The sequence below is a fragment of the Brucella sp. LJL56 genome (assembly GCF_054871705.1).
Genome location: NZ_JBTXLQ010000002.1, coordinates 179,960 through 193,276, shown reverse-complemented (window position 1 = coordinate 193,276; position 13,317 = coordinate 179,960). Strand labels below are relative to the sequence as shown.

Here is a 13,317-nt window from a genome sequence, read left to right as displayed (position 1 = left end):
CTCAGCGGTCCTTCGGGTCAAGGCTGTCGCGCAGGCCGTCGCCAAGGAAGTTCAGCGCAAACAGGATGATGGTCAGCGTTGCGGCAGGCCAGATCAATTGCCAGCTTGCTCCACGCATGTTCTGGGCACCTTCGGAAATCAGCAGCCCCAGAGAGGTGAGAGGGTCCTGAACGCCGAGACCGAGGAAGGAGAGGAGACTTTCGAGCAGGATTGCCTTCGGTACCAGAAGCGTCACGAAAACGATGACCGGGCCGAGCGCATTCGGAATGATGTGGCGGGTGATGACGCCGCGCCGCGTCGCGCCAAGCGCTTCTGCCGCCTGAACGAATTCCTGACGTTTGAGGCTTAATGTCTGTCCGCGCACGATGCGCGCCATATCCAGCCATTCCGTCGCGCCGATGGCGATGAAGATGATGAAAATGGATCGCCCGAAGAAGACGAGCATCAGTATGACGAAGAAGATGAAGGGCAGCGAATAGAGAATATCCACCAGCCGCATCATCACGTTATCGACGCGTCCGCCCAGATAACCGGAGATGGCACCGAAGGACACGCCCAGTATCAGAGACATTGCCGAAGCAAGCAGGCCGATGGCAAGCGACATGCGCACGCCGATGAAGATACGCGTCATCAGATCGCGGCCAAGATTATCAGTGCCGAGCAGGAAATAATTGCGCGTCACGTTGAGGGTCAGCTTGCCCGACAGCCCATCGGAAGCGATGTCAATCTTCGGATTGCTGAACAAGTCGGAGCGCTGGAAATAACGCAGCACACGTTCATCCGTCGGGCGCTGTGCGGTGAAATCGACAACGACATTGTTGCCGCTCAGTTCCGGTTCGCCGGCAGCTTTCAATCGCGCGCGGGCAAGTTCGCGGTCAAGGCCCGGCAGGATGGTATCCGCACGCGGATAGGCTTCCAGGCTTGGGGCCACACGCACGAACTGCGGATAAATCTTGTCGTAAGGATGCGGGCTCAGCATCGGGCCGAATATGCCCAGAAAAGCCATCAGGAGAAGGACGATAGCGCTTGCCACCGCAGCCCTGTTCTTGCGCAGGCGCAACCATGCGTCCTGCCAGAGCGAGCGGCTTGGAACTTCCAGCCGGGCTGTTTCCGTCGGTACAGAAAGATCAGTCATAGCGAACCCTCGGATCAAGCCATGCATAAAGAAGGTCGACAATCAGGTTGAACACCACGACGAAGACCGAAATGACAACAACGGTTCCCATGACGAGGGTGTAATCGCGGCTGAGCGCGCCCTGCACGAAATAGCGACCGATGCCGGGAATGCCGAAAATCGTCTCGACGACGACCGAACCCGTGAGCAGGGCTGCAGCCGTCGGGCCGAGATAGGAGACGGCGGGAAGCATGGCGGCGCGCAATGCATGCACGCCCACAACCACACGCGATGGCAGGCCATAGGCGCGCGCGGTGCGCACGTGATTGGCGCGCAAAGCTTCGATGGTCGCTCCGCGTACGAGACGCGCAATGACGCCGACCTGCGGCAATGCAAGTGTCAGAACCGGTAATATCCAGTAGGTTACATTGGCCGACGACCAGCCGCCTGCCGGAACCCAGCCGAGGATGACACCGAACAAAAGGCTGAGGAGAGGGGCCACGACGAAGTTCGGTGTGGTGATGCCGAATGTGGCCAGTGCGACAACGAAATAGTCGACGGCTGAATTCTGCTTCAGCGCTGCCAGTGTGCCGAGAAACGTTCCGATAATTGCCGCAAGCGTCAGTCCGAGCGTGCCGAGCATGATCGAAACCGGCAGGCCGGAAGCGAAAAGGTCGTTCACGGTGAAATCGCGTCGCGTGAAGCTTGGTCCAAGATCGCCGTGCAGAAGATTGCCCAGATAGATCAGATACTGCTGCCACAAAGGCGCATCCATATTATAGGCCTTCTTGAGGTTCTCCAGGATCAGTGGATCAATCGGCCTTTCAAGGTCGAAAGGTCCGCCGGGCGCAAGCCGGATCAGAAAGAATGTCAGCGTGATGATGATAAATATCGTGGGTATCGCACTACCCAATCGTCGGAGCGTATAGCCCAGCATGTTCTCTTCCCTTCTTTGCCGGATCGCTTTCAAACGATCCGGCAAATCCCACTAAGGGCGTGTTTCATTTTTGTTTTTAATTCTTTGTCGATAGCCAACGCGTGCCGTGCGAATTCATGAGGTTGTCTTCATAACCCTGAACGCGGTCGGCAACGAGAGCGGTGGACGAATAGTACATCAGGGGCACGACAGCACCGTCGCCGAGCAGTATCTTCTCCGCTTCAGCGAGGATTTTTGCCCGCTCTTTAAGATCGGTCGTGGTTGCGGATTTCGCCATCAGCGCGTCGTAATTCTTGTTCGACCATTCGGCATAATTGAAGTAATTGTCGGTGGTATAAAGCTCCAGGAACGAATTCGGATCGTTGTAATCGCCGATCCATCCGTCGCGGGTGATGTCGAACATCCCCTTCTCTTGGAGGTAGTTGTAGAAAGTAGCACCTTCGACTTCATTGAGCGTTGCCTTGATGCCGATATTACCCAGCATATTGGCAAGCGCGGCCATGGTGTTCTTGTGATTTTCGGAAGTGTTGTAACGCAAGGTTACCGAGAGGGTGCCGGGCTGTACACCAGCCTCCTCCAGCAGTTCCTTGGCTTTGTCTTCCCGATCCAGCACATCTTCATCGGCGAAATCCAGCTTTGGTGCGTCCTTCACGTAGTTCGCAATACCAGGCGGTACCATGGAATTAGCTGGCAGCATCACGCCGCGCCAGACTTCGTTGGCGATAAAATCGCGGTCAACAGCCATCGATATGGCCCGGCGCACGCGCGGATCGCGCAGTTTGCTCGACGGTTCGCCTTTAATATCGAAATAATAAATGCCCAGATAAGGAGCGAGGCGGAACTGGCTGCTGAGGTTCTTCTTCACATAATCCATCTGTTCGGCAGGAACATCGGAACAGATGTCGACCTCTTTCGCCTCGAAGCGACGCATGCAGCTTGCTCGGTCTTCAAACGGTATCCAGTTGACCGCATCGATCTTCACATTGGAAGCGTCCCAGTAATTCGGGTTCTTCTTCATGGAGATCTTGTCATTGGGAGTGAAACCGACAAGCGTATAAGCGCCATTGGTCACCATATTGCCGGGCAGGGTGAACTTGTCGCCGAACTTCTCGACAGCCTTCTTGTTGACCGGAAATCCCGTCTGGTGCGTGAGAAGCTCGAGGAAATAAGGAGCAGGGTTCTTGAGAGTGATTTGCAGCGTCTTGTCATCAAACGCCTTCACGCCAAGCTGATCGACCGGCATCTTGCCGGTGGCCACTTCCTCGGCATTCTTGATCGCATAGAGAACGCTGGCGTAACCGGCAGCCGTCTTCGGGTCCATGATGCGGCGGAAGGAAAACTCGAAATCGCCCGCAGTGACGGGATCGCCATTCGACCATTTGGCATTTTCGCGCATATGGAATGTGTAGGTGAGACCGTCTTCGGAAATATCCCACGATGCAGCCGCGCCGGGGATGGCCTCGCCCTTCTCGTTCTGCGCGAGCAAACCTTCATAAAGGTCACGCAGAACACGGTTTTCCGAAACGGTGGTCGTGTGATGTTGGTCCAGCGTGGCGGGGTCGGTATCGTTACCCCGGTTGAGCACTGTTTCTGCCGCTGCGGCACCGCTCAGCGCTATCAGGCAAACGCCTGTCATCAAGAATCCGCGAACCATTGAAAAACTCCCATATGCTTTTTAAAAATGTTTGCCCCGATAAATGAGGGCCCTCCGGAACTGCCGGAAGAAAAAAGGGCCGCGCCGAGAAGCGCAGCCCAAGCTGAAAATTTATTGTTTAAACGAAAGCCAGCGCGTCTTGTGGCTATCCATCAGGTTGTCGTTCCAACCGTCGATCTTGTCCGAAACAAGGGCGCGCGACGAATAATAGAGGATCGGGATATTGCTCATCTCATCAAGCTTCAGCTTTTCGGCTTCAGCCAGCGTCTTGGCACGTTCATTGAGATCGAGAATTTTTTCGGCCTTCGCCATCAACGCATCGTAGTCGGCGTTCTTCACTTTGGAATAGTTGAAGCTCACATTGCTCTGGCTGATGAAAAGGAAGTTCTGTGGATCGTTGTAATCGCCGATCCAGCCCGCACGGGCGATATCGAATGGGCCGTCGTCGCGCATGAAATTGAAGTAAGTCGCACCTTCGGTTTCGTTGAGCGAAGCCTTGATGCCGATATTGCCGAGCTGATCGGCGATGGCTGCCATGGTGTTTTTGTTGTTTTCCGAGGTGTTATACAGCAGTTCGATAGAAAGCGCGTTCGGCTCGACACCAGCCTCCTTCAACAGCTCCTTGGCCTTGTCTTCGCGCTCCAGCATGTCGTCGGAATAGTCGAGCTTTGGCGCATCCTTCACATAGTTGGCGATGCCTGGAGGAACCATCGAATAACCCGGCAGCATGGTGCCTTGCCAGACCTGGTCGGCGATGAAATCACGGTCGATAGCCATGGAAATTGCCTGGCGGACGCGCGGATCCTTCAACTTGCTGTCCGCAGTCTTGCCCTTAACAGGCAGATAATAGACGCCGAGATAAGGCGCCATGCGGAATTCCTTGGAGAGGTTCTTCTTCACATAGTCCATCTGCTCGGCCGGAACGTCGGAGCAGATCTGCACTTCCTTCGCCTCGAAACGGCGCATGCAGCTTGCGCGGTCCTCGAACGGTATCCAGTTCACCGTATCGATCTTCACTTGATCCGCTTCATAATAATACGGATTCTTCTTCATCACGATCTTGTCGTTCGGGGTGAAGCTTTCCAGCATATAAGCGCCGTTCGTCACCATCTTGCCGGGCGTGGTGAACTTGTCGCCATTTTCCTCGACGCTTTTCTGGTTCATCGGAAAGCCGGTCTGATGGGTCAGAAGCTCAAGGAAATACGGAGCAGGGGCATTCAACGTGATCTTGAGCGTATGGTCATCGACAGCTTCGACGCCGAGCTGGTCGGTCGGCTTCTTGCCACCGGCAATATCTTCGGCGTTCTTGATGATGAACAACATGCTGGCATAACCGGCGGCTGTCTTCGGGTCCATCAGGCGGCGGAAAGTGAACTGGAAGTCACCGGCTGTGACCGGATCGCCGTTCGACCATTTTGCGTCATCGCGCAGATGGAAGGTGTAGACCGTGCCGTCTTCGGAAACATCCCAGGATTTCGCTACGCCCGGCACTGCTTCGCCGTTTGCGTTCTGAATTGTCAGACCGTCATACAAGTCGCGCATGACGTTGCCTTCAGCCACCGACGACGTGCGGTGATGGTCAAGAGTCGCCGGATCGGTGTCGTTGCCGCGATTGAGGACGACTTCAGCCGATGCTACTCCGGCCAGCGCCAGAAGACACACACCTGTCAGTAGAAATTTACGATACATTTGAGAACCCCTCCTTTGTAATTTTTGAAATGGCTCGCATCTTATGGATAAGAACGCCACTTGCAAGAGAACTTATCAACGCTTTGACTTAATTAACATATTCACATTTTATTGAGCAATTTCTGTGTCTGTTTTTCGGTACGGAACGAGACATTTTTATGGAATTTACAAATGAGGAAGGCCGTCCCTGTATGCCGGAAAAACGCCGCAATTTCCTAGATTTGCGACGTTTGAATGTCAGCCGGATTGATGTTGAGAATCACCCGATTCGCCGAAAGTTACATGTGCGATTTTGGGGTGCGTGATCCTGTGGATGGTTTGCGCTGTAAAGCCAAAAAGGCAGGCTTGGAACGCGCCTCGATGATAGATGGGGCAGGTTCACTGCTGCATCTTTAGACAGTAAAGCGCGCTTTGGGGCGCTTCAGCAGGTGCACAGCTCGTTCGCCGATAGGAAAGCAGGACCGAAGAATGCCTGCAATTTGCCAATATCTGGTCCTGATGACTGCAAATACGCGATTCTAGATATTAAACGTTGTAAAGCCTTGTCCGCGTTGCTGGATCAAGGGGCCCCGACGGGGATCTGATTCAATAGCGCAAACAGAATGGCTGAGAGGATTGCGGCAGCAGGAACCGTTACCACCCAGGCAGCAGCAATCGTCAAGGCGTGGGAGCGGCGAACCAGCTTGCGACGACGACGCTCTTCAACTGGAATGGAATCGTTTACCGGTAGCGCTTGGCGTGCCTTTTTCAATCGTCGTTCTGTATCCCATTCGCGAAAGAAGCCGACGCCAAAGATTGCGCCGATGGCGATATGGGTCGAACTGACCGGCAATCCCAGCCAGCTTGCCAGAATGACTGTAATAGCGGCCGAAAGGGACACGCAATAAGCACGCATCGGATTCAGCTTGGTAATTTGATTGCCGACCATCCGAATGAGTTTGGGGCCAAACAAGCACAAGCCGAATGAAATGCCACATGCGCCGATCAGCATTACCCAGAGCGGAATCACCACACCATCGTTTAACGTGCCAGTCTGCGATGTCTGAACAATTGCCGCGAGCGGTCCAACCGCATTTGCCACATCATTTGCACCATGGGCAAAACTCAGTAACGCAGCCGAAACGACCAATGGGATGCTAAACAGCACTTTGAGTGACTTGTTGCGGTTTTCGAGTCCACGTGACTGGCGTCGAATGACCGGGATTAAGGCAATCCAACTTCCTAGCCCAAAAGCCAACCCAATGATCAGGGCCACCCCAATCGACACATCGATTAATTGCTTCAGCCCTTTCATGATCAGATATGTTGCAAAGGTTCCTGCCATGAGACCAACAAGGATAGGCACCCACACGCGAGCGGCTGCGATTTTATCTGGGCGATAGACGATACGGGCTTTGATCAACCAGAGAAAACCAGCGGCTATGATCGCACCCAGCAACGGCGAAATAACCCAGCTCGCAGCGATGGCCGTCATCTGGGACCAGTTCACTGCTCCGAAGCCTGCCGCGACGATACCAGCTCCCACGACCCCTCCGACAACGGCATGCGTGGTCGAAACAGGAGCGCCGATCCATGTGGCAAGGTTGACCCAAAGCGCGGAGGCGAGCAAAGCTGCCATCATTGCCCAGATGAACGTGATCGGGGTTGCGAGTGTTTCCGGCGCAATTATACCTGTTGCTACCGTCGACACGACGTCAGCCCCGGCAATGAGCGCACCTGCACTTTCAAACACGGCGGCGATCGCAATCGCACCGCCCATGCTCAGCGCATTGGCACCAACAGCCGGCCCCATATTGTTTGCCACGTCATTGGCACCAATGTTCAAAGCCATGTAGGCGCCAAAAACGGCTGCAGCTACAACAATGAGCATTTGACTGGTCTGGCCGAGCAGCATAGCCGCGCCAAGCCCGGCAAGCATGATGAATACAAGAGCGATACCTGGTGCCATTAGCGGACGTGAGACGTAACTCGCCGCCGTTTCCAGCTTGACGAAGCGGCCTAAGTCCCGATCCAGAGTCTCTAGATGCCGAGCTTCGAGATCTTCATTTGCCATGATTTACTCTTGATTTCTAACGCAGCGCACAGGTCAATATGGACGCTTATGAATGACCCATTCCGGGAATTTTCACCGTGTTTAAATGCGGCTGTTTTGAAAAGTCAATGATTCGAGTCCGCGACGAGCGATAAGAACTACCGCCTGTCTAGCTATGATGGATGGCTCGCCCCTGAAAAGTGATCGTTCATAACGTGTGGCTTAGGCGCCTATCGAGGATACTGAAATGGCGTGAAAAGACACAAAGCTTCGTTAGGTCTATGTGCTGCATGCACAGGAAAAAGGGTGGCGGATACCGCCCGCACAACCTGCGGAAACCGACCGGATTTTCTGCGGAAATTTCACTATGATCAGCACTTCGTTATTGGATGTTCAGTTGCGGCGACCAGGCGTTTGCAGGCGCCGATCAGATCCGGTTCCGATAGCAGCGCACCACCGACGAGATACATGACCTCATTGCCATAAGCCTCGCGCATTTCCGGGATGCGGGCGAAGGTCATGCCGCCGCCGGGTGCCGCGACGATGGCCTTGGGGCCACCCATATCAGTGGCACAAGCTTCTGCGATCGACTGGCATTCCTCGCGGGTAAAGCCGAAGCGGCCACCGAAATTGGGATAGACCACGGCGTCGGCACCCATCAAGCGATGCAGCGTGCCGAAAAAGGCGCGGTGCGAGAAACCACAATCGGGCGAGACGACATTGGCACCGGAAAAGGCCGGGTGGGAGACGATTGGCAGGGAAAAGTCTGGATCGGCAGCGAGTGCGCGCACGATATCGTAACCAGCGAGCGCCGGCGCAATCATGACGCCGCCAGCGCCGCACTCCTGCGCCTGTTTTGCCCGCTCAATGATCGCGGTTGCAGGGCCGGTGATGTTGGGAACGAAGCTCGTGTGACCGCCACTCTTCGCATTGGCCTCACCGACAGCGTCGACGCAGGCCTTCAGCCGCTCCTCGAAGGGTGCCGTTTTCTGGTCGACAAGGCCGTGGTCGTCTTTCACAAAATGCATGCCGCCAAGCGCAAAATCATGAGCGAGACGGGCAAGGGCGGCAGTCGAAAGACCGACCGGCTTGATGGCGGACATCAGCAATGGTTTTGGGCCGACACCGGCCCGGGAACGCAAGCCGTCGATGCCGTGGCGCGGTCCTTTGCACAGGTCGAGCAGGCCCGGCGACAAGCCGATATCTTCCACCTTGATACCCGGCTTGATGGAGATGTTGCCGAAGACGATATTGAGAAACTGCAGGAAATCTCCGCCGACATCGTCCTCCGAATAGGAGATTGCTGCGAGAAATCCCGACCTGCCTTCGGGGGCCCGGTGCAGGCTTTCCAACTGACCGAGTATCTCGTCCTCGACATAGCCTTTCGGCACGACGTTGCGCGGAATTTCCACGGTCTGTTCCAGCGCTATATCGAGCGCGCGCGCTTTGGCTTCCGCTTCGTCGATAGCGCGCACGAAATAGGTGACTGTAAAGCGCGGTGCCATCAGAGCGCCTCGGCCTTCTGCGCGGAATGCACGTGGTCGAGACGCACTTCCGCCAATTCTTCCTCGCCGATGGCGAGCTCTTTGCCGACAAGCTCTTCAATTGCATGGACCAGAGCGCCTGCGTCGAGGCCATATTTCTTCATGAGATACGGCTTCGAAGCGCCATGCGCGAAAGTATCGTTGAGGCCAAGGCGCTTGAGACAGATGCCTACCCCTTCTTCCGCCAGGATTTCCGCGACCAGCGAACCGAGCCCACCGACGATGGTGTGGTTTTCCAGCGTGACGATGCCCTTCTTGCCGCGTGCGGCTTTCAGGAGGCCGTCCCTATCGAATGGCTTTAACGTCGAGGCGTGAAGATGATGGATGCCGATACCACGCGCGGCGAGCGCACCGGCGGCGCGCAGCGCTTCTTCGGTGCACACGCCGGAAGAGACAACGAGGATATCGTCGCCTTCCGACAGAGTGCGCAGCTTGTTGAATTCAAAGGGCGTCGAAAACAGACGGGGCACTTCGCCGCGCAGTATGCGCACGTAAACCGGGCCGTCGATGCTGTCGGCGACTTCCAGCACAGTCTCGACTTCCGTCGCATCGCCCGTTTCGAGGATCGTCATGTTCGGTACCGCGCGTAATACGGCGATATCCTCGATCGCCTGATGCGTAATGCCGCCCGGCGTGGTGATGCCGGGAAGGAACCCCATCAGTCGCACCTTACGATTGGAATAGGCAATCGAGTTGATCAATTGGTCATAGGGACGGCGATATAGGAAAACCGAGAAGGTATGGATGAACGGCCGGAACCCCTGCATGGCGAGGCCTCCGGCAAAGGACAACATGTTCTGTTCGGCCATGCCGAGAGTGAGAAACTGTTCCGGATGCCGGTCGCGAAAACCGTCGACCTCGCAGGATGAGGTGAGGTCAGCCGAAAGGCACAGAACTTCCGGGCGCGGGGTTGCGAAGGCTTCGAAAGCCTTGGCATAGGGGCGGTTGACGATTTCGACCATGGTCAGGCCCCTTCCATCGCAGTGAGATCGATGCCGAGTTCGGCCGCAAGTGCCGTCTGCATTTCCAGCCTCTCTTCCGCGCTCTTGAATCGGACATAGTGCAGGCGAGGAAAACGCTTCTTCAGGAAATCCATGCCCTGGTAAGGCGAGGTATTGGCGAGAATGATAAGCGGCTTGCCAGCCTCCGCACTTTCGGCAGCGACACGCAACGCACCCAGATCATGGCCATCCACCGAGCGGCAGGTGGCGCCGAAGGACGCGACGCGGGCCGCCAGATCGCCGAGGTCGAGCACGGAGGACATGGCCCCGTCGCATTGCTGACGGTTTACGTCGACGATGACGCGGATGTTGTCGATCTTGTGATAGCTCATTGCCGCCAAGCATTCCCAGGTCTGGCCCTCCTGGAATTCGCCATCGGACATGTAGACCCAAACCTTGCCGGGTTCCTTTTTCCTCAGTCGCGCCCAGGCGACGCCCGAGGCCATGGAAAGGCCCTGCGCCAGCGAACCCGTCGTCACTTCCATGCCAGGACTATGCTCGGCGCCAATCATTTCGACCGAGCCGCCGTCCTTGTTGAAATGATCGAGCGCGTGTTCGTCCATCCGCTCCATCTCGATCAGCGCGGAATAGATGACGAGTGCATAATGGGCGGGCGAGATGAAAAAGCGGTCGAAGTTCGGACCGACGGGGCCATGATATCCAGCACCGGTGAAGGCGTCTGGATTATGCGCCGAGGGCACGCCGCGGAAAGGCAGCGGCACTTTTGGCAGGGTCGGTTCGCCGAGTGTCAACAACTCATTATAGAGCAATGCTAGGCTCTCGGCAGCCGAGCAGGCCTGGCTCAGATAGCCGCCGTTATTCTTCATCGTATGGAAAAAGACTCGTCGACGAATGCCGAGTGCGATTTCCTCGGTGGATTTTTCGTTGGCTAGAACCATCGTCTCAGCTCCTTTCCGGGAAGAGCGCCTTCAGACCTTCGGGCGACGGCGTTGCGATGCCGCGCTCCGTGATGAGGCCGGTGATCAGGCGTGCAGGCGTGACGTCGAAGGCGGGGTTGGCGGCGGTGCTGCCCTCCGGCGAGATACGCACGCTGGCAATCGAGCCGTCGGCGGCGCGGCCCTGGACGAAGCTTACTTCGTCGGCGGTGCGTTCCTCGATGGGGATTTCCTTGACGCCGTCATGCACCGTCCAGTCGATGGTCGGCGAGGGGAGTGCAACATAGAAGGGCACTTCGTTGTCGTGCGCCGCGAGAGCCTTGAGGTAGGTGCCGATCTTGTTGCAGACATCGCCGTTTGCCGTGGTGCGGTCGGTACCGACAATTACCATGTCGATATCGCCATGCTGCATCAAATGCCCACCGGCATTGTCAACGATCAGCGTATGCGGCACGCCATGGCCGTTCATTTCCCATGCCGTCAGATAGGCGCCCTGATTGCGCGGACGCGTCTCATCGACATAGACGTGGACCGGGATTCCAGCCTCTACGGCCATATAGATCGGTGCGGTCGCGGTGCCATAATCGACGGTTGCAAGCCAGCCGGCGTTGCAATGGGTGAGGATGCGCACGGGCTCGCCCGTTTTTTTCTTCGAGGCGATCTTGCGAATGACATCGAGGCCGTTGGCGCCGATGGCGCGGTTAAGCTGGACATCTTCTTCGGCGATCTCGGCGGCGCGCTTGTAGGCTGCATCCGCACGTTCTGCCTCCGGCAACGGGCGCAGATATTCGCGCATCGCATTCAGCGCCCAGCGCAGGTTGATGGCCGTCGGGCGCGTCTCGTTCAGCTCTTCCCAGACGGCATCGAGATGCGCATCGGATGGATCTTTCGCCATGGCGATGGCGACGCCATAGGCAGCCGTGACACCGATCAGCGGAGCGCCTCGAACCCACATATCGCGGATTGCTACAGCAACGTCGGCGACGGTCTTCAGCGTCACGACGCGGAATTCATGCGGCAGCCAGCGCTGGTCGATGATGTCGACGGAGCTTCCGTCTTCGTTCAGCCAGATCGTATGGTAGTGGCGTTCTCCGACTTTCACGCAAGGATCTCCTTTTCAAGCCGTTCCACCGTCTCACGGATATCCCGGAGACTATGGATGCGCTGCCGGTTGACGGCGAGGTGACGCCCGAACTTCAGCGCCTTGGTCTCGCAAGAGGCGCGGCGGTCGGGGTCGGCGATGGTTTCGAAATCGGCATTGTGGGCAAGACCCAAGATGCGGCGGTGGGTTTCAATGCCGGCAAAGCCCAGCATTTCGTGCCAGATTTCGTCGATGACGATGTTAAGCGCCTGTTCGGCAGCAAGCGGGTCCTGGCGATCTTCGAAGAGACTTGCCTGATAAAGGATACCCTTGCGTTCGGAGCGCCACAGAGTAGCGAATTCGGCGCGGAACGTTTCCCACAGAGTGTCGATCGTATCGAGCAGATAAGCGCGCATGCCATCGCGTGCGCCGGGTGCGGTCTCATGACCGGCCTGCGAGAAATAGCTCATCCAGAAATTGGCGATCAGCATGCCGACGTCAAAGCTGATCGGACCGTAGAAGGCAAACTCCGGATCGATGACGCGCGTCTCGTCGTCGGTCACCATGACCGAACCGGTATGCAGATCGCCATGGCAGAGCGTTTCGGCCTTGGCGGAGAAGAGGTGTTTCAACCGCTGTGCCTCTACCTTGAGCTCACGGTCGGCGCGCAGTTCCGCAACGATTGGATCGAGCTGCGGTGTGGTGTGGTGATTGAGCTTTGCCTCGAAATAGGGATCGGAAAAAACGAGGTTTTCCGTGATGTCGCAGAGCTCGACATTGTCAGAGAAAAGCGCAACATCCGCCTTCTTCTCACGGGTCGCCATGGAAAGGTCGGACCCCCGGAAGAGGGTGCGGGCGACGAAAAGGCCCAGGTCGCGACCAATTTTCGGGAGCTCGCGCCCATCAATCAGCGCACGGCGCAGGATGATATGTGGCGTCAAAAACTCCATGACGATGATTGCCTGGGCCTCATCGAAATAGAGGATGTCCGGCACCATGCCAGGATCGCGGGCGCCCTGGCGCTTGAGCGCGTGATATTCGAAGAACGAGCGCTTGAGCGGGAGCGGCCAGCTTTCGCCGACAAGACGCACGTAGGGCAGTGCCTGCTTGACGATCACTGCCCCCGTCTCACCCGTTACGATGAAGACGAGATTGAGGTTTCCGTCGCCAACTTCCCTGATGGTCCAGCGGGACGAATCGCCCCCGATTTTCTCCCTCAGAGCGGCGTTGCCGCCCAGCCGAACCGGCAATGTCTCTGTGCTCAGCGCCTCGAAGACGTGGCTGTCCATGATGTTCTCCTCCTGCGCATGGGCCGCCTCCACCACGCGCCGCCATGCCGTCTTTGCCAACAGCTAAGGCATCATTCTGT

The 13,317-nt window shown here is 56.8% G+C and carries 10 protein-coding genes; all 10 read right to left on the bottom strand.

Annotated features, from left to right (window positions below):
* Position 1 precedes the first annotated feature (1 nt).
* Positions 2 to 1,135 carry an ABC transporter permease gene (locus ACYSN1_RS09515; protein WP_176036097.1) on the bottom strand — a complete coding sequence of 378 codons (1,134 nt, stop codon included), beginning with the start codon at positions 1,133 to 1,135 and terminating at the stop codon, positions 2 to 4.
* Positions 1,128 to 2,051 carry an ABC transporter permease gene (locus ACYSN1_RS09510; protein WP_109989404.1) on the bottom strand — a complete coding sequence of 308 codons (924 nt, stop codon included), beginning with the start codon at positions 2,049 to 2,051 and terminating at the stop codon, positions 1,128 to 1,130. The genes ACYSN1_RS09515 and ACYSN1_RS09510 overlap by 8 nt, the downstream gene beginning before the upstream one ends.
* Positions 2,052 to 2,127: 76 nt before the next feature.
* Positions 2,128 to 3,705 (bottom strand): peptide ABC transporter substrate-binding protein, encoded by a 1,578-nt coding sequence (locus tag ACYSN1_RS09505; RefSeq protein WP_461725450.1) that lies wholly within the window; start codon positions 3,703 to 3,705, stop codon positions 2,128 to 2,130.
* 111 nt (positions 3,706 to 3,816) lie between these two features.
* Positions 3,817 to 5,394, bottom strand: coding sequence for a peptide ABC transporter substrate-binding protein (locus ACYSN1_RS09500; protein ID WP_461725449.1), 1,578 nt, complete (start codon positions 5,392 to 5,394; stop codon positions 3,817 to 3,819).
* A 559-nt stretch (positions 5,395 to 5,953) separates the two neighbouring features.
* Entirely contained in the window at positions 5,954 to 7,447 is a 1,494-nt protein-coding gene (locus tag ACYSN1_RS09495; RefSeq protein WP_461725448.1) for an inorganic phosphate transporter, read from the bottom strand.
* 350 nt (positions 7,448 to 7,797) lie between these two features.
* Positions 7,798 to 8,931 carry a RuBisCO large subunit C-terminal-like domain-containing protein gene (locus tag ACYSN1_RS09490; protein WP_461725447.1) on the bottom strand — a complete coding sequence of 378 codons (1,134 nt, stop codon included), beginning with the start codon at positions 8,929 to 8,931 and terminating at the stop codon, positions 7,798 to 7,800.
* On the bottom strand, positions 8,931 to 9,932 hold the full coding sequence (locus tag ACYSN1_RS09485) for a transketolase family protein (RefSeq protein WP_461725446.1): 1,002 nt from the start codon (positions 9,930 to 9,932) through the stop codon (positions 8,931 to 8,933). Before ACYSN1_RS09485 ends, ACYSN1_RS09490 begins: the two co-directional genes overlap by 1 nt.
* A gap of 2 nt (positions 9,933 to 9,934) precedes the next feature.
* Positions 9,935 to 10,870 (bottom strand): transketolase, encoded by a 936-nt coding sequence (locus ACYSN1_RS09480; RefSeq protein ID WP_461725445.1) that lies wholly within the window; start codon positions 10,868 to 10,870, stop codon positions 9,935 to 9,937.
* A gap of 4 nt (positions 10,871 to 10,874) precedes the next feature.
* The gene (mtnA, locus tag ACYSN1_RS09475; protein WP_461725444.1) at positions 10,875 to 11,969 is read right to left on the bottom strand and encodes an S-methyl-5-thioribose-1-phosphate isomerase; all 1,095 of its coding nucleotides are present in this window, start codon (positions 11,967 to 11,969) and stop codon (positions 10,875 to 10,877) included.
* Complete coding sequence (mtnK, locus tag ACYSN1_RS09470) at positions 11,966 to 13,237, bottom strand: S-methyl-5-thioribose kinase (RefSeq protein WP_461725862.1); 1,272 nt, start codon at positions 13,235 to 13,237, stop codon at positions 11,966 to 11,968. Before mtnK ends, mtnA begins: the two co-directional genes overlap by 4 nt.
* Positions 13,238 to 13,317 lie beyond the last annotated feature (80 nt).